At 45.9% G+C, this 17193-nt stretch carries 14 protein-coding genes and 1 pseudogene; 11 read left to right on the top strand and 4 right to left on the bottom strand.

The window, feature by feature from the left end; genetic code table 11:
- Positions 1 to 959, bottom strand: a pseudogene (locus B2751_RS12850) (histidine kinase); the annotation flags it as partial.
- Positions 960 to 1209: 250 nt separating this feature from the next.
- Here B2751_RS12850 and B2751_RS12845 point away from each other — a divergent pair.
- Both B2751_RS12845 and B2751_RS12840 read left to right on the top strand, forming a co-directional pair.
- Positions 1210 to 2367 (top strand): AI-2E family transporter, encoded by a 1158-nt coding sequence (locus B2751_RS12845; protein WP_290752931.1) that lies wholly within the window; start codon positions 1210 to 1212, stop codon positions 2365 to 2367.
- A 66-nt stretch (positions 2368 to 2433) separates the two neighbouring features.
- Complete coding sequence (locus tag B2751_RS12840) at positions 2434 to 2757, top strand: winged helix-turn-helix transcriptional regulator (RefSeq protein WP_035410591.1); 324 nt, start codon at positions 2434 to 2436, stop codon at positions 2755 to 2757.
- Between the two features lie 215 nt (positions 2758 to 2972).
- Here the strand turns inward: B2751_RS12840 and B2751_RS12835 are convergent, their stop codons facing one another.
- Together B2751_RS12835 and B2751_RS12830 are read right to left on the bottom strand one after the other, a co-directional pair.
- A complete protein-coding gene (locus B2751_RS12835; RefSeq protein WP_290775131.1) occupies positions 2973 to 3905 on the bottom strand; it encodes a class F sortase in 933 nt (310 codons plus the stop codon).
- Positions 3906 to 3998: 93 nt separating this feature from the next.
- A complete protein-coding gene (locus B2751_RS12830) occupies positions 3999 to 5369 on the bottom strand; it encodes a hypothetical protein (RefSeq protein ID WP_035410585.1) in 1371 nt (456 codons plus the stop codon).
- Between the two features lie 405 nt (positions 5370 to 5774).
- Here B2751_RS12830 and B2751_RS12825 point away from each other — a divergent pair, with 405 nt between their 5' ends.
- The 6 genes from B2751_RS12825 (at position 5775) to B2751_RS12800 (ending at position 9639) form a co-directional block, all read left to right on the top strand.
- Positions 5775 to 6068 (top strand): DNA-directed RNA polymerase subunit beta, encoded by a 294-nt coding sequence (locus B2751_RS12825; protein WP_056064243.1) that lies wholly within the window; start codon positions 5775 to 5777, stop codon positions 6066 to 6068.
- Positions 6069 to 6096: 28 nt separating this feature from the next.
- The gene (gene fabZ / locus B2751_RS12820) at positions 6097 to 6519 is read left to right on the top strand and encodes a 3-hydroxyacyl-ACP dehydratase FabZ (protein WP_029342716.1); all 423 of its coding nucleotides are present in this window, start codon (positions 6097 to 6099) and stop codon (positions 6517 to 6519) included.
- A gap of 7 nt (positions 6520 to 6526) precedes the next feature.
- On the top strand, positions 6527 to 6949 hold the full coding sequence (locus tag B2751_RS12815; RefSeq protein ID WP_035410579.1) for a hypothetical protein: 423 nt from the start codon (positions 6527 to 6529) through the stop codon (positions 6947 to 6949).
- A gap of 96 nt (positions 6950 to 7045) precedes the next feature.
- A complete protein-coding gene (locus B2751_RS12810; RefSeq protein WP_290775128.1) occupies positions 7046 to 7360 on the top strand; it encodes a four-helix bundle copper-binding protein in 315 nt (104 codons plus the stop codon).
- Positions 7361 to 7495: 135 nt separating this feature from the next.
- The gene (locus tag B2751_RS12805; protein WP_290775127.1) at positions 7496 to 9097 is read left to right on the top strand and encodes an SdrD B-like domain-containing protein; all 1602 of its coding nucleotides are present in this window, start codon (positions 7496 to 7498) and stop codon (positions 9095 to 9097) included.
- Positions 9098 to 9213: 116 nt separating this feature from the next.
- Positions 9214 to 9639, top strand: coding sequence for a helix-turn-helix domain-containing protein (locus B2751_RS12800; protein ID WP_035410570.1), 426 nt, complete (start codon positions 9214 to 9216; stop codon positions 9637 to 9639).
- A gap of 68 nt (positions 9640 to 9707) precedes the next feature.
- On the opposite strand, the gene B2751_RS12795 is transcribed toward B2751_RS12800, so the two are convergent.
- Entirely contained in the window at positions 9708 to 9959 is a 252-nt protein-coding gene (locus tag B2751_RS12795) for a hypothetical protein (protein ID WP_231496907.1), read from the bottom strand.
- A 164-nt stretch (positions 9960 to 10123) separates the two neighbouring features.
- Between B2751_RS12795 and B2751_RS12790 the strand changes: the two genes are divergently transcribed.
- The 3 genes from B2751_RS12790 to B2751_RS12780 form a co-directional block, all read left to right on the top strand.
- Positions 10124 to 10534, top strand: a complete 411-nt coding sequence (locus B2751_RS12790; protein ID WP_290775125.1) for a hypothetical protein — start codon at positions 10124 to 10126, stop codon at positions 10532 to 10534.
- A 497-nt stretch (positions 10535 to 11031) separates the two neighbouring features.
- Positions 11032 to 14331 carry a hypothetical protein gene (locus B2751_RS12785; protein WP_290775123.1) on the top strand — a complete coding sequence of 1100 codons (3300 nt, stop codon included), beginning with the start codon at positions 11032 to 11034 and terminating at the stop codon, positions 14329 to 14331.
- Between the two features lie 202 nt (positions 14332 to 14533).
- Positions 14534 to 17193: glycoside hydrolase family 70 protein (locus B2751_RS12780; protein ID WP_290775121.1), on the top strand; the 2660-nt coding region annotated here is incomplete at its 3' end.

The raw sequence follows: 17193 nt of genomic DNA, 5'->3' as shown, positions 1-17193 counted from the left end.
TCGAGTTCTTCCTGCTGCGCTTGCAATTCTTCTTGCTGCGCGACGAGTTCTTCCTGTTGCGCTTGGAGTTCTTCGTTCTTCGCGAGCATATGGACTTTATTGTCCGCGATCGAAGCCGCCATCTGATTGAACGATGCCGTTAGCGTATGCAGTTCATCCTTGCGTTTCGGTAACGGAATTGCTTGGATGTCTTCCCCTGATGCAAGTAGAGCACTGTCGTGGGATAGCGTATTGACCTGTTTCGTGACGCGGCTGATGAATGGGCGAACGAGAGATAAGAGGACGAGAATCAAGACGACGAGATTCGACAGCCAGATGAACTGCGCGACACGCATCTCACTTAAAAGATCGTTTTTCGCGTCCACTTCCTTCTTTTCAATCAACGTCAGATAATCTGAAAGCAACGTATCAATCCGTGTCATGTCGACGTCTGCTTCTGATAAGCTGACCGACCCGCGTAACGTCCCATTTTTGGTGAACAAGTCTTTCCCGTTGGAAAGAGCAGCGAGCGTGTCAGGAGTCACAAAGTCTTCATTGATCTTCCCGTCCTTTTTTCCTTCGACGTATTCGTTGAGAAGTGGAAGAGATGTGCCGAAATAATCGTCATAAATGCGACGAGTCGCTGTCGCATATTCTTTCCCTTGCTCATAAATTGCATACTTTTCGAACCACGTCGTCAGACGATTGATTTCCTGCTGATTCGTCTTCACCTGATCAAGTGTTTCCTGTGAACCAGTCAATAAGTAAGATTTGACGTTACTTTGCGCGACGGTCCATTCGTTAGCGAGTGCATTCGCATTCGTCCGCCGTTCACGTAAATCATCAAATGTTGCATTGGCTTGATCGATCTTCTGTTCCGTATAGAAATAGACGATCGCAGACGTGATGCTAAGAGCGACGAACACCATATAGAAGGCGAACATCAATTGACGACCGATGGTACGATTAATCCATTTCACTGGGGTATCCTCCGTATTCTGTTTTACATGTATGAAAAAGATTGCTTAAATGCCGAATATATTCATCTTACGTAGTTTTAAAGGTCTCGGCAAATTTGAATCTGCAAAAACCACTAAAACAAATATATCATATATTTGTTAATTGATATTAAATGATACATTTTTTAAGAATAAGGATTAAGAAGCAATGTTTTAAGGAAAAACCATAGAAGATATTGAACTTCATCATTTTAAGTAGGGAAGTGTTTAGATGCAAAAAATGTTTGAAAACAAATGGTATCGATTCGCATGGTGGGTCATGACATTGCTCATCATCGTCTGGATTGGCGATCATGTTACGTTCTTGTTCCGACCGATCGCAATTCTGCTTCAAATGGTCGTACCACCCCTTGCAATCGCTGGGATTCTCTACTATGTCCTGTTGCCAATCGTCGAGTTGCTCGAGAAAAAGATGAAGCGGCGACCTGCTGTCTTAATCGTGCTCGTCGGTTTAATCGGTATTTTAACGACACTCGGCTTCATCTTTGGTCCGATGTTGTCGGAGCAGGTCACACAGTTCGTCAATTCGATACCGACGCTTGCGACACAGTTCCAGCGTCAATTGATTGACGTCCGGGACCAACTCGAAAACAGTGCAGCCTTTTCACGCTTCCTATCAGGACCAGATAACTTGTTCAATAAGTTCTCAGGGAACATCTCGGAATACGCATCGACGTTCCTGAAGAACATCGGTACAGGTGTCGGTGGGTTCGTCAGTGTCCTGACGACAGCAGTCGTGACGATCATCATCATTCCGATCATGTTGATCTATATGCTGCTTGACGGCGATAAGCTTAAAGGCAATCTCGTTAAGCTGATGCCGTATGAGTACCATAAGGAAACGCAAAAAATCCTCGGGGACGTCCACGTGACGATCATGAGCTACATCCGCGGGCAAGTCATCGTCAGTATCGGTGTCGGGGTCATCGCCTATATCGGATATCTCATCATCGGAATCGATTATGCGTTGTTACTCGCCTTGTTTGCGACACTGACGAATATCATTCCGTTTCTCGGTCCGGTTCTCGGTGTCATTCCGGCATTGATCGTTGGGTTCATCCAGGATCCAATCCTTGCGATTTATGCGATCATCGTCATGACGGTCGCGCAACAGATCGATTCGCACATCATGTCACCACTTGTACAAGGGAAGACACTCGATGTCCACCCGTTGACAATCATCATCGTCTTGCTTGTCGCGGGGAACATCGCCGGTTTCTTCGGAGTCTTGCTAGGTGTACCGTTCTACGCTGTCATGAAGGTCGTCATTCTAAACATCCGTCGTCTCTATCACCTCCGATCGCAGAAGAAGATGGTCATCACGGAGGAAGAGAAGACGTTCGATACGATCATCACTGAGCGCGATTGAGTTTTGAAATTCATGTAAAAGTGCGTCATACTGAAGAGGTAGCTAAGAGAAGGGGGCAAGAATCAGATGGATTCACGTCATACCGAAGAACAAGCCGATCTACTGGCGTTGCAAAAATTTCAACACAACTTCGAGAACAGTTTGAAGTCGAGCATCATTTATCTCTTGCGTGATGGCGCATTGACGATCGGGGAACTCGAGCAACGGATTGATCAGTCGCACGGGCAAATCCTCGAGCAACTGCAGGAGCTGATTGAAGATGGTCTCGTCATCCAGCAGATGTCTGAGAAAGTGCACGGACTGGCCTATTATTTGACGGCACCGGCAGAAGACCTTGTCCGACAATTCACGGAATCGATCCGGTGGAGTAAACAGCACATCCGATATTAAACAGCAGGATTCTAGACCTCCGAGCAGCTGCTCAGAGGTCTTTTTTTACGTTTTTTGAAGCGATACTCCTATAAAAATGACATACGAGTAAAGAACCAGATCAAAACAAGGCGATGCATGTCTTCTTCAATGCTTCTGAACGAGCGAACGAACTTGAAGAGTAGTAGATAAAAGTAAAGCAGGAACCAAATCATCCGTTGGTTCCTGCTCTACTATCATTTTTGGACGGCGCTGAACGCGTCCTCTGATTCGATTCCGGCTTTACTGACTGCCGTGATGACGAAACGACCTGTTGCATCTTTAGGGAGCGGGAATGCTTTACGCTCGATTGATTCCGTTGTACCGAGTTTTTTGCGTTTTCCGTCCTTCTCTTGATAGATGTTGTATTTGACGACATCCTCATCTGTTGAGGCATACCAGTTGATGAATCCACCGCTAACCCGAATATTCGTCACAGGTTTTGGTGGTGTCTTGACGGGATCTGATGCTTTCTCGTCAAGCTCTGTGAAGACGACGAGGCGGTTATCATACGTTCCTTGGTTCTCATCGTATGTCCCGATACAGGTGATTAAGTTCAAATTCCGGGTGTCAGCTGGACCGAAGATTTTTTTGAGTGGTGCTTTTAAGTGATCGTACTGGATGAGCTCTTTGACACGAAAGACGAGCTTGCGTCCGGAAGCATCCGTCACTTCGACCGGATCACCCTTTTTTAGTTCATGCAGTTTATAGAAGATAGCAGGACCGGTCTTCGTATCGGTATGTCCGTCAATGACAGCGTTCCCGACATCACCCGGACGCGGACCGAACTTATACCAACCGGCTTGTTGTTCATTTTTAGGCGTTGCCATCGCGCCATCTTGATCGAGTCCGACTTGTTCGACCTTCGTCTTGATGTCGTGTTTCGGGATGAAGAGTTGTTTTGGGAGCTCGACCTCTGTCGTCGAGAGATCCTTGAACTCCTTCTTAAAGATTTCTGACGGCTTGAGCGGATCTTCCTTCGTCTCGGAAGAGGCCGCGGATTCTGTTTTAGGATCACCTTGCGTGATGTTCGATGTGTCCGGTTTTGGTTGACCGAATAAGAGGAACAGCAATGTTCCGACCGATGCGACCATCAAAAGAATGCTCGCTGGTAATAACCATCGTTTCATGTGCGCGTAGCTCCTTTCCGAGAGAAGGGGTTCCCTCTATGTAAAAAAACAGGATAGCGGATCGCTATCCTGTTATTGAGTATACCCAATTTCTTAGGCGTTTTGACGTTTACGTGCGAGGACAAGACCAACTGCTCCGAGTGCAAGACCGAATACTGCGATCGCACCAGTTGTTGCAGCTGTGTTATTGTTATCGCTCATACCACCGTTACCTGTGTTAGGCATTGATCCTGGAGTACCATCCATGAATTTCTCTGGTGATTGTTTGACGATAGCATCACCGAGGTTAGCCCCTACGCCGTACATGTAAGCGTAAGATTCACGGAATGTGTCGACAGAACCTTTGTAGTCGCCTTCCACATACTGCATGAATGTGTCTTGGACGTACGTCTCGTGACCGGATACGGCTTCTTGTGCTGCTTTTGTTGGAAGGTTTTCTTCTGTAGCCGCACCAAGGAATGCACCGAAGTCGTTCGAGAACATTTTGAGCATGTCTTGCGCGTCACCCATCAATTTCTTATCGTCATTGACAGCTGCTGTGACGAGGTTCGCTTGGGCTTCGATGTGGTTTTTCGTCCAAACTTGTTCAAATTGATCGGCACCGGCTTGACCGTAGATTGATTTGATGGCTGCTTTGAAGTCAGCTGTGTGCATATCTTCAGCCCAGTTTGCTGCATCGTAGTCTTTCGCTTGGTCAACGCCAGCAGTCATGCTGAGGTTGGCAAGTGCAACGTGTTCAGCTGCGAGGCTGTTGAGTGTTGAACGAAGATCGGCTGCTTTTGAGTCAGCTTTCGTGTTGTCGAATTTCTCAGGCATCTGTGTTGTGATCGCGACAGAGAGTGCTTTAGAGATATCATACATGCGGCTGTATCCTTCGCGGAACGTGTTGTACGATCCTTCGTAGTCACCAGCTGCGTATTGTTGGAAAGTCTTGTAGACGTCTGCTTCGTGAGCACGGAGAACTTCTTCAGCTGCTGCTTTCGGGAGTTTACCTTCCGTTGCTGTATCGAGGAAGCTTGAGAGATCTTGTACGAACTCTTCTGTTTCTTTCTTCGAAGCGTTGATACCGTCTTGGTCGTCCGCTTTTACGGCTTTGACGAGGTCTGTCGTATATTTGTTGTGAGCAACGAAGATTTTCTCGAATTGTTTCGCGCCTTCGTCACCGTAGACAGAAGCGATTGCTGGTGTCATGTCGAGTGCGTTTTGTTTAAGTGCTGCTTCGTAGTACTGTGCGTCTTTTGAACCGTCATATTGTTTCTTCATGTCCATGACGGCAAGAACGAAGTGCTCAGAGAGTAATTGATCGAGTGTGGCACGAAGGTCAGCGGCTTTCGTTTTGACCGTGACGTTTTTCGGTGCATCTTGTTTCATGTCTTCTCCGCCACCGGAAGCGAATGCTGCCGTTCCTGGTAGTACGAGTGCTGCTGCCATTGCTGATGCTGCGAATTTTTTCGTGTGTTTCATCTGAAATCATTCCTCTCATTTTTTGGTTTATTTGGTAGGTGTTTCTTGCCTGTTCTGAATAGCTTACGCATCACTGGTCGATTTGGATTGCATGAAGTTTTATTTTTTTCAAAAGACTGTTGAAGTGATGTTTCATGCCATCTGGTGGACCGTTGCTGCGTCGTTCTGGAAAGCTTACGCCGAGCAGTTCATTTTGGATTTAAAAAAATCGTAAAAACCCGCAGATCGTGGGAAACTGTTTTTCTGCTTCCTTATATACACAAACTAAAATTTTTTAGAGAAATTGCCTGTCTGGTCGTGTTACACTAATTGCGGAACACGTTTTGTAGCGAATTTGGAACTATTTAATACCAGGTACTAATATGCTATACTGTTCTCAGACTGAATCAATGAAAGGTGATCAAGATGGTACAAAACCAAACAGGCACGGATCAGCCAACGCGTGAACGCCTGAAGAAGCAACAGCCTTCGAACCAGGAAACCGGCAATCCAGAGCACAAATCAGAGCGACGTCTTCGTGCGTACTCGACACGCCGAGTCCCGATCATCGTACGCGTACTGATCGTTCTCGTTCTCATCGTCGTAGCACTGATCGTCGGCGCAATGGTGGGTTATGCGACGTTTGGTGGTGGCGAGGCAATGGATGTGTTAAAGCTCGACACATGGACCCGCATCACCGATTTTTGGATGAAATCTTAATTTTAATCAGTGATGGGAGCTGTCGAATATGTATACAATCGAACAAATCAAGGAAGTCATTCCGCACCGGTATCCGTTTTTACTCGTTGACCGCATTTTAGAAGTCGAAGAGGGAAAACGTGCCGTTGGAATCAAGAACGTGACGGCGAACGAAGAATTCTTCAATGGCCATTTCCCAGAATACAATGTCATGCCTGGCGTCTTGATCGTCGAAGCACTCGCACAAGTCGGTGCCTTCGCTGTGCTGAAGATGGAAGAAAACCAAGGGAAGCTTGCCTTCTTCGCAGGAATTGAAGGATGTCGCTTCAAACGTCAAGTCGTTCCCGGGGATCAGCTCCGCCTCGAAGTCGAATTGACGAAGGTCCGTGGGCCAATCGGTAAAGGTCGTGCCACAGCCACAGTCGATGGGGAAGTCGCCTGTGTCGCTGAACTGACGTTTGCTATGAAGTGAAGCCAACATGAAACGCTGGCTGATCCCTCTTGCGATTTCCTTACTTGTCATTCCGGGTTGTCAGCGCGCGGAACAAGCGAAGACCGCTTCCCCGACGGTCATCGTAGATCCCGTTAAGCGCGCGGGGCAGACCGAGAACATTTCCGCACAGGTCACGCTGACGGAAAATGACCGGATGCGTCTCGTCATCCGGACAGCAAATGACATTCGGCTCGATGACCAACAGGTCGATATCCGCCTCGATGTCGCCAATCAATCGATTCCGTTTCCGTTCGTCTCCTTCCAAGCAAAGAAGATGGGGGAAATCCGGACCTATACGTCCGATACGACGATTGAAAAAGAAGTCTTCGATGACCAGCGTCTTCCGGTCCTCATCATTGATGCAGGAGCAGGGCGTGGAATCGAGATTCCGCTTGAGATCGTTAAATAAGACAGCAGGGTGAGCGTTTTGCTCCAAATGCTGTCTTATTTTTGTTTTGTTTTAAGTCATCAGGGTAATCAAAACCTATACAAAGGAGGAATCAATATGGATCACGCAGTACAGCAACGACTGACGGATTGTATTCTCGCCTGTAATCATTGTTTTGATGCCTGCCTGAACGAGGAACATGTCGGACATATGTCAGATTGTATTCGACTCGACCGCGATTGTGCCGATATCTGTAGCTTATTGCTGCAAGCGATCGCTCGAAACAGCGCAAATGTCGCGGTCCTTGCAAAGGCATGCCAAGAAATCTGTGAAGCATGTGCGACTGAATGTAGCAAACACGATCATGACCACTGCCAAGCTTGTGCGCAAGCATGTACGGAATGTGCAGAAGCGTGTCGCCAGCTTATCTAATACCTTGTCCTTGGACGAGGTTTTTTTATTATAAAAAAATAGCAGGAATTCAAGATTTCTTCTGGTTATTTTTGGCTGATTTGTTTACTATTTAGGGAGGTAATATTAAATCACGATAGGAGCATACATACACTTATGAAAAAACTTAGCTTACTTTTGATGGCACTCGTTGTTGCATTTGGTCTGAAGTTACCGGTCTATGCGGAAACAGTCGAGTGGGACGTCACAGGAACGGGCACAGGTCCGTATACATTGACGTTTGAAGGCACAGGCATCGTCGATATCACGTCTGAGACGGCACTTGTCTTTGAAGACGGCGTAACAGGTGAAGACGTCAACATCGAAGAGACACCGGTCGTGACGTTCACGGCAGAGACGGCACCTGTCGCCAAGGTCGTCTCAGCAGATGGACAGCGGACGGTTCTCGTCCAGTTCGGTAAAGTCGTTACACCAGATGAGCCGACGACAGACGAACCAACGACAGACGAACCGACGACAGAGACACCAAAGACGGATGAGCCAGTCACAGAAGATCCAGCGACAGACGAACCCGTCAAGGAAGAACCAACACCGGAAGATCCTGTGAAAGAAGACCCGGTCAAGGAAGAGCCGACATCGGAAGAACCAACGACCGAAAAACCAGAGACAGGTGATGACGCGACACCGACACCAGTCGAAACACCGACGACGGCAACGATCGAAGGAACGATCTGGTTCGATGAGAACGAGGACGGGATCCGTCAAGAGAAGGAAACACGTCTCGATGATATCCTCGTCTCTTTGATGAATCGGAACGAAGATGTCATCGATGAAGCCTACACGAAGAACGGCACATACAGCTTCAAGAATTTGAAGCCAGGAATGTATGAAGTGGAAGTCGACGGATATGATATGGGTTACTACTTCTATTCCGAGCAAAACGTCGGTGACGACCGGACGATCGATTCCGATGTCGACGAAGACATGGGAACGAAAAAAGTCCGTCTCGTCGCAGGACAAACGGAAGTGATCGACGCTGGTCTCTACGGCGACGAAGAGCTCGATGGTATGTTCGAGCATTGGTTAGCTGTCGTCAACTTCTTTGATGCGAACGGCAACCAAAAGCCAGATTATGACGAAGGAACAGTTCCTGCGACATATACGGTGACGGATGTAATCACAGGAAAAGACGTCTATCAAGAGAAGATTTCGAAAGATGATCTAATGATGATCCAACTCGATCCAGGAACATACACAGTTAAGACGGAAGTCGCAGAAGGCTACACGGTCAAAGCGATGCACCACCTTGACATGGATGACTTAATGATGGATATGGATGAAGAAATGTATGAAGATTATGAGTCATTCGCTCAGCAAGCAAAAGCGATGAAATTGATGGCGAACGATGAAGAAGCCTTGACGCCAGAAGAACAAGAAATGGTTGATGAGTTGTTGAAGTACTTTGAGCGGAAATCACCGGAAGCGGGTGTGACGATCGAAGAAGGTAGCCTCGGTACGATCTTGCTCGCAGAAATTGCGAAAGTAGAACCGGTCGCGAAGCCGACGCCAAAACCAACACCAACACCAACGTCAACAAAAACGCCAGTCAAAGCAGTCGATGCTGCGGCAAAACAGTCGACGACAACAGCAAAGGGAACATTACCACAAGCTGGGGAAGACAAGCCATTCCCATATGCAGCAACAGGAGCAGGTCTTGCTGTCGTGGGTCTTTGGTTACTCGTACGTCGTGGAGCATAATCATTACAGAGGGACCTTCTATAGGAAGGTCTCTTTTTTTGATGTGTGTATCCTTTGACACACACGCACACATGTGTGTATAGTGAAGATACTACTAGAAGAAAAGAGGGATGACGATGTTAACGACAAAACAGATTAGTGAATTGTTGCGCGTCTCAGAAGAAACGGTCCGTCGCTGGATCCGGACAGGTGAATTACATGCTGAACAGGACGGAAAAGGGTACCTTGTCGATGAGTTGGCACTGAAACGTCTCGTTGATCAGAAGTCGCAAATTCCAGGTACAGCGATGAATAAGATTCTCCCGCTCATCCAAGACATGTTCGGACCGGAAGCAGCGCAGTTCGCAAAATCGAACCTGTTCGATCCACTCCGTCAATCGATGGAACAGGCACCACCGAAACCGGAAGCGTCGACAGAGTCACTCGCAGAAGAACTCGATCGCCTGAAACGGAAAAAACGTCGTCTTGAACTCGAGCATGAACTGAAGTTACTAGAGATTGAAGAAAAAATTGCGGCGGTTGAACGGAAAGTTCAATCGTAAAGACAAAAAGCGATGTTCCCGATATAGGAGACATCGCTTTTTTCGTTTCGCTACAAGAAAAACCCACTTCACGAGGCGGAAGGGGTTTTGTCGTTTGTTTGTTTCTTTTTTCGTTGCCAGTACCAGTAAGCAAGTCCCAGTCCAATCGGGATTGCAGCCAGATACGGATTGGCTTCGATGAAGCCGATCATCTCAAAGAGCGCGAACCATCCACTGAGTAAACCGAGGATGAGTAAAATCGTCCGTAGTGCTTCGGGAAGCTTGCGGATCCGATACGCAATGAGACAGACGAGGCAAAAGATAATGATAGCCACGAGCATTCCTCCCATTCCCGTAATCCAGTATAGCGTATTCGGAAAGCTTTTTCGATGTTGAATGATGTGAAATGATTCGGATCAGTTTCGAACAATCGAACCATTTGACCTGTCATGATAAGTGAGCCCCACGCGGACTCACCTATTTTTTGATGAAAAGGAGCAGACGAATGGTCATTGATTATTTCGCAGTCTTACCGAGTGGTAAAAAAGGAGCGCTAGAGCCGCACTGTCTGACGCAAGGTACCTGGTATCAGCGTATCAATGAGGAGTTGTTCCGGGCAATTCATTACGGAGCGGGCATCATCCGGATACGAGACAAGGGAGCGGAGCTACGGATTCCGATTGAGTTTGGGTTCGGTTATGTCCTCCAGTACTTGCGCCAGTTTACGGAAGCAGAGCGACAGGACGGACGAAAGCGTCATGTCTTGCAACGTCAACTTGATTGGATTGGTCGTGGATTACCGATTGAACTCAAACGATGTGGATCAAAAATCGAGATGTGGGCCGATGATGTGCATCGGCTACATCGTGAATCATTTCTTCGAGCGATCGAAAAAGCGGATCATTTCATTTCATGAAACCAAACTTTATTTTAGTAAAACGAAAACAAGACAGAAATTTAATATAATGTAAGCGTTTTCTTTAAAGGGGTAAATCCAAAAATTAATTTCCATGCACAGCCCGTATAAATATATTTTATATTACTACTATTCCCCTATTTTTTACAAAAAATCTATTGTGGCGTCTTTTCTAGTTTTGTATATTTGACGTGTAGCATTCTTACCGATTCTCAAAAACGAAATGGTGGAGTGCACGAATCTACAATAAAAATGGCTTTTTGAAGCGATTTTGGCAGTGTCTTTAGTTCATCCCAATCGGATACATATGAATCACGGATAGATCGTCTTGATGATAGACGAATGATCGCACGTGAAACAGAACGTACTCCTCCTAAGACGACTAAAGAATTTTTTGACTGCTTTAAAGTAAAATATTGATATATTTTACTTATATTGTAGATTTAAAATTGGGATTTTCGCTTTTGATTTGTTAGAAAAGAGGAGGAATAGTAAACATGGGTTATTCGAAGAAAACGAACAAATTGTACGCTGCTGCAGCTGCGCTTGCAGTCACGGCGTCTGTCGTAGCTCCGGTTGCTGCTGATGCAGCATCGAAGGTCTCGGTTAAATACATCTCTCCAATCTTGATGAAACATGCAGGTGGTTCGAAATACGCAGTCAAGAAATTGACGCTTCCGACGAAAGTCAAAGTCAAACTTTCAAACGGTAAGTACGAGATGCGCTCAGTCAAGTGGAGCGGTTCTGTCAAATTCGAAAAGAAATACATCAACAAATACCAAGTTCTCTACGGTAAGGTAGCCGGTACGACGAAGAAAGCAGTTCTTAAAGTCGAACTTCAAAACTATGTCGTAGATATCATCGAACCAGTCCTCGAACCGGTTGCTGTTGGCGGAAAAGTTCAATTGCCAAGCACAATCAACGTTCAATACAAATCAGGTATCATCGTCAAGCGCCCAATTAGCAAGTTCAACCTCAAAACTCCATCGACTTCAAAAGCAGGCAAATATAAATTAGCTTACACGTACAAAGGTGCTAACTCTGTCGTAACAGGTTACATCAACTACGAAGTTAAGGCAGCAAACATCTCGAACGTCATGGGAAGCGTTGATGATCAGAAGCTTTCAGTCAAAGCAGACGTTATGTACCCAGCAGTGGGCGCGAAGGCAGAACTCTTGATCTACCCAGGCAAAAACATGTCAGCTACACCAATCGTAGCGAAAGGAACGCTCTCGAAAGGGAAGTTAATGGCATCGCAAGGTGGTATTCCAGAAGGAACACACAGCTATGTCGTCAAAGTCGGCGCTGTCAAATCAGCTGCGATGGACTTCACGATTGCAAGCACAGTCCTCGCTTCAGCAAAAGCAATCGGCAAAGAGAGAGTCGAAGTTTCATTCTCGCGTGCCGTTGACTCTGTCACAGCAGACAACTTCAAAATCGCAGGTGCGACAGTTAAATCCGCGACACTTAGCCCAGACAAGAAATCAGCAGTTCTTGAAGTGGAAGGACTCGAGTATGGCAAAGACTACTCAGTTGACGCGAAAGGGATCATGGTCGGTGGCGTCGCGAAGGATCTCGGTTCGCTCAGCTTCATGACACAAAGTGTTGAAGATATTTGGATGCTAGAAGTATCACCAAAAGCTTCGACAATCGTTGCGAACGGAGCAGATAACACGGAAGTGACATTCGCTCTTAAAAACAAATCGACTGGTGAAGTCGATAAAAATGCAGATGATATCGTCTTGAAATTGTCGACATCATTCGGTGCTCTCGCGAAAGATCGTGTCACGATCCAGGACGGTAAAGCGACGGTTCTATTGACGTCTGAATTCAGTAACACAGATATCGAAGCAATCATCAAAGCAGAAATCATTGAAACGGCAGCTGGTGACTACAAAAACCTAATCGGTAAGATTGCTGGAGAAACGAAAGTCAAATTCAGCACGATCGCTGTGACGCCTGCTCCAATTGAGATGATCAATGTTCTTGCAGCTGAGTCGAACCAAGCAGATCGCGTAACGATCTTCCTTGATAAAGCGGTCTCACGTGAACTTCTCCTTAAATCATTTGGACTCGATAAAGTCATGCAAGGTCTTCATGAAGAAGATTACCTCGCAAACGATAACATCCAAATCGAACAATTCGAGGGAACAAAACGTGTCATCGGTGTCAAAGCAGTTCCTTCTAATCCAAAAGCATTCGAGTTGATCTTGGACAAAGAAACACCACTCCAAGATAACGCAGTCGTTAAGCTGACAGCGAAAATCACGAGCAACACGGATACAGAAGTCAAATCAAAAGCAAGCTTCAAGTTAACAGATGCTCGTCAGCCTGAAGTCACTTCTGTTAAGGCTGTAGGGTTGAATCAACTCGAAGTGAAATTCTCTGAATCTGTTGCTACGGCTGATTTCAAAATCGACGGTCAGTACGGCGAGAAGTACTTCGACGTCCTCCATTATGGATTTGATAATAAAATGGGTGTCGATCGCCGCGATACAGTCAAAATCACTTTAAAAGATAACTATCCAGGTCTTAAACAAGGTTACTTCGCAGCGGGTAAACACTCACTTCAAGTATCAAGCATTTACGACTATGCAGCGCTTTCTGATGAAACGAATATCGGTACGACTCAAAACCTTGACTTTACTGTTGCAGCAGACACGGTTAAACCGACAGCTGGTGTTGTAGTTGAGTCGCCTGAACAATTCCGCCTCATGTTCAGTAAAGGTCTTAAAAAAGCGAACATCTTAGCATTGCTTGATAATGAATTGAAGTTTGAGCGTTACAACTCGAATACGAAGAAGTATGAAGACTTCAGCAAATATGTCGATGTCACGTCGTATAACAAAGAGACTGGCGAAGCAGTCATCGAGTTGATGAAGGACTGGACGGAAATCTATGATACCGTCAACACGAAAGAAAACTACTACAACGATAAATTCCGCATCACGCTCGCGAAAGATGCGATTCAGGCTGAAGCGAATGGAGAGAAAAATGACGCACTCGTGCTTGATTTGAACTATGATGGGTCTCCTCTTAATTCACCAGATCTGAAGAGTGCTGAGATTAACACGATTGATCGCTTAGCACCAAGTAATGATTTCGTTGTTATGATGAGTGAGCCTGTTAAAATCCGTGATCTCGATGAGTACAACACGCCACTCATTAATAGTGATGGTGTAGTCTTACCTCCGAAGACGACGGTTGAATTCATTGGTAAAAACAAAGACGGAAAAATCGTTACAATCGATGGTTCGGTCCTTAATTACACGGATACAACAGACAAAAACTTCCGCGTCGCAGCAAACGAGAATCTACAAAAGCTTGTTGACATGGAAGGTTACGGTGAAGAGTGGAAAGTCGTCGTCAAATCACTTTCGGATGATGTCGGCAACACAGTTGCGACAGCGACACATGATTTCAAACTCATGAAAACACCACCAACACCAGTCTTATCACCATTTGAAATCCTTAAGGTCACTGCTAATGAGAAAAACGAGAAAGATGTCATTCGCATCAAATTCACAGAGGGCGTTCAGTACTCTGGTATGTACGATGCGACAAGTACAGCGAATTATGTCCTGAACGGAAAAGCACTTCCGGTCGGAACAACGATTTCGCTTGCTGACTCAGATGACATCGTATCGAACGGACTGGACATCGTGAAGATCAAAGTCCCAGCTGGTACGCTGAAAACGTTGTCGAACGTCATCGTCGTCAACAAAGATCTTCAGTCGTATGACAACTCTGTCTTGACTGGTGGTTACGAGAAAGCTGTTCTTCTCGGATTGAACTAAAGAACGTGAACCTCTTTCTACTTCGGTAGAAGGAGGTTTTTTCGAGGAATTAGCGCAATCGATTGCATTTTGAAAAATCTATTTACTTAATTTGAAAAATCAGGCTTATATTCATCGTAATAAAATGTTAAATTATGTGATGTTATTTGGAAATTCAGGTAGAAATATTAAAAAACATATATAGATAAAGGAGATTTAATCCATGAGAAGAACGAAAAAAGTATCTGTTGGATTGTTAGCAGCAGTCGTCGCAACAAGTGGACTCACCTATGCACCAGAACGCGCACAAGCATTCACAGCAGGTGAGAAACTCGACAACCGTGTCATCTTCCAAAGCTTTAGCCTCTTCCAGCCGTATGAAAGCAACATGTACCGGACGCTTGCGAAAAAAGGAGATTTACTGAACGCGTGGGGCGTGACAGATGTCTGGCTTCCACCAGCGTATCGTTCATTTGATATGGCTCGTTATTTAGAAGGATATGCGATTGCCGATCGATATGATCTCGGTGAGTTCCCGCAAGGACCGGGTGGTACGATTCCGACGAAGTACGGAAAAGCCTCACAACTCGAGATGATGGTCGATATGTTGCATGACGATCACATCAAAGTCCAAATGGATCTCGTACCGAACCAAATGCTTGGTCTAAGTCAACGGGAAGCAGTTTACGTTCGTCGTGCGACGGGTTCAGGTAAACCATTCGCAAATCCATTCACAGGTGGCGAAACGACGAAGACCCTTGCGACTCCTTACCTCGCTTACACAAAAGGTGGTGGTATGGGACAAGCGAAATACGGCTACATCAAAGAATGGAACAAGTCGTATCTCAACGGAACCTCTCTTCAAGGGCAGGGGCTTGGACGGATCATGACGGATCAAGACGGGAAAGCGTATCGTTTCTTTGGTGTCGATCACGCGGACAACTACTTACCAGAATGGTTGCTTGAAGCGGCAAAAACGGGACACATCAACACGGTCGATTCGTATCTTACGACAGATGGCTGGTATGAAGTATCACCAGATAACTGGAAACCGATGTTGACGCAATATACAAAAGACACAGGTTATCTGCCGTTCATGCTGAAGAATGGCTTTGCCTCAAAAGAAGCTTTGTTAGCATCTGGAGATAATAAAAAAATTGCCGACTTAACAACTCAATACATGAGTACAAAAGCGGAATATGGATACGGTTCAGAAGAACGTTCGTTCCAAAACGATAACTCTGGTATCGACACAGAAGATCAGTTCCTCTTCGTCGACGAAAAGGGCATGCCGACGCAGAAAATCAATAACACGATGGCAAGAAATGATGAATTCCTAGTCGGCGTTGACCTCGCAAACTCGAACCCGGAAGTCATCAAGGAACAGAAAAACTGGATGAAGTGGATGCTTGAAACGTATAAGTTCGACGGATTCCGAATCGATGCGGCGTCGCACTACGATAAAGCGATTCTAAAAGCAGAAGCAGAGATCTCAAAAGCGCATTTCGGAAAACAAGATTACTTGAGCTATATCGAAAGCTATAAAGTGTCTCAACGTTCGTACATGAAAGCAAACAACAACGAACAACTCATCATGGACTCTGATTTGTACTTCACATTGCGTTCAGCGCTAAAAGCTTCGCAAAAACGTCCACTTCGTGATCTTGCGAAACTCTCAGTCGTAGACCGTGAAGGATATGGCGCGACGGATGTTCAACCGAACTGGTCGTTCGTCAATAACCACGACCAAGAGAAAAACCGCGTCAACCAAATCATGCTCGATATGTTCGGCATCAAGGCTGGTGCCCAGTACAGTAAAACGGATCAGCCAAAGTCGTTTGAGAAGCTGTACACGAAAGAAAAAGAAGCAGAAGCACTCGCAATCTACAACAAAGAGCTTGCTAGTCCGACGAAGAAATACTCAACGGAAAACATCATTGCGCAGTATGCGTTCCTTCTTTCGAACAAAAATACAGTTCCGACCGTCTACTACGGTGATCTCTACCAGACCGATGCATCGTACATGTCAAAAACGACACCGTACTATGACGAAATCACGAATCTCTTAAAAGTACGTAAAAAATACGCGTACGGTAAACAGTTCGTAGCTTACCATACATCAAACACATCAAAAGAAGCTGGGAAAGATTTGATCTCAAGCGTTCGCTTCGGGAAGAACCGGAACACGGGTGTCGCGACCGTCATCGGGAAAAATGCAGGTCTAAATACGACGATTCCAGTCAACATGGGTAAAACACACGCGAACCAAGTCTTCGTCGATGCTAGTGGTGTCACGAACACGAAACTCGTTACAGATAAGAACGGTATCTTGACGGTTCCAGTCAAAGGGATCAAGACGGCTGAAGTGAACGGTTACGTCGGCGTCTTCGTTCCGCAAGCAACAAAAGCACCAGTCGCAACGATCAAAGCCGGTGCAGTCTATCAAGGGAAAGCGTTGAACTTGAAAACGACGATCGCAAACTCAAAATCAGCAATCGCTTCGACTCGCTACCGTGTCCTCGATACAAAAAAAGCGACAGTCGATTCAAAAGGTCGCCTGACAGGTAAAGCAACAGGGAAAACGACGGTTGAAGCAACGGTTACGTTAAAAGACGGTTTTGTCTTGAAGACGGTCTTGCCGATCGAAACAAAAGCAAACAGTGTCACGCTGAAAGCAACAAAAGCAACACTGAAGAAGAACCAGACGACACGGATTGCCTATACTTCAGCAACGGATAAAATCAAATCCGTTCAGTATACATCTGCGAACAAAAAAGTCGCGCAAGTCTCGTCACGCGGTAATGTCAAAGGCATTAAAGCAGGCAAGACGACGATCCGTGTCACGTACACGACAGCGGGTAACTACAAAGTCGTCAAAACATT

This window comes from Exiguobacterium sp. UBA6282, assembly GCF_002440475.1.
Lineage (GTDB): Bacteria > Bacillota > Bacilli > Exiguobacteriales > Exiguobacteriaceae > Exiguobacterium_A.
The sequence above is the reverse complement of the archived record's forward strand: the minus strand, read 5'-3'. Positions and strand labels throughout refer to the sequence as shown.

Coding starts and splice junctions, on each gene's coding strand:
- B2751_RS12845 (WP_290752931.1), top strand. CDS start 1,210: ATGCAAAAAATGTTTGAAAACAAATGGTATCGATTCGCATGGTGGGTC.
- B2751_RS12840 (WP_035410591.1), top strand. CDS start 2,434: ATGGATTCACGTCATACCGAAGAACAAGCCGATCTACTGGCGTTGCAA.
- B2751_RS12835 (WP_290775131.1), bottom strand. CDS start 3,905: ATGAAACGATGGTTATTACCAGCGAGCATTCTTTTGATGGTCGCATCG.
- B2751_RS12830 (WP_035410585.1), bottom strand. CDS start 5,369: ATGAAACACACGAAAAAATTCGCAGCATCAGCAATGGCAGCAGCACTC.
- B2751_RS12825 (WP_056064243.1), top strand. CDS start 5,775: ATGGTACAAAACCAAACAGGCACGGATCAGCCAACGCGTGAACGCCTG.
- fabZ (WP_029342716.1), top strand. CDS start 6,097: ATGTATACAATCGAACAAATCAAGGAAGTCATTCCGCACCGGTATCCG.
- B2751_RS12815 (WP_035410579.1), top strand. CDS start 6,527: ATGAAACGCTGGCTGATCCCTCTTGCGATTTCCTTACTTGTCATTCCG.
- B2751_RS12810 (WP_290775128.1), top strand. CDS start 7,046: ATGGATCACGCAGTACAGCAACGACTGACGGATTGTATTCTCGCCTGT.
- B2751_RS12805 (WP_290775127.1), top strand. CDS start 7,496: ATGAAAAAACTTAGCTTACTTTTGATGGCACTCGTTGTTGCATTTGGT.
- B2751_RS12800 (WP_035410570.1), top strand. CDS start 9,214: ATGTTAACGACAAAACAGATTAGTGAATTGTTGCGCGTCTCAGAAGAA.
- B2751_RS12795 (WP_231496907.1), bottom strand. CDS start 9,959: ATGCTCGTGGCTATCATTATCTTTTGCCTCGTCTGTCTCATTGCGTAT.
- B2751_RS12790 (WP_290775125.1), top strand. CDS start 10,124: ATGGTCATTGATTATTTCGCAGTCTTACCGAGTGGTAAAAAAGGAGCG.
- B2751_RS12785 (WP_290775123.1), top strand. CDS start 11,032: ATGGGTTATTCGAAGAAAACGAACAAATTGTACGCTGCTGCAGCTGCG.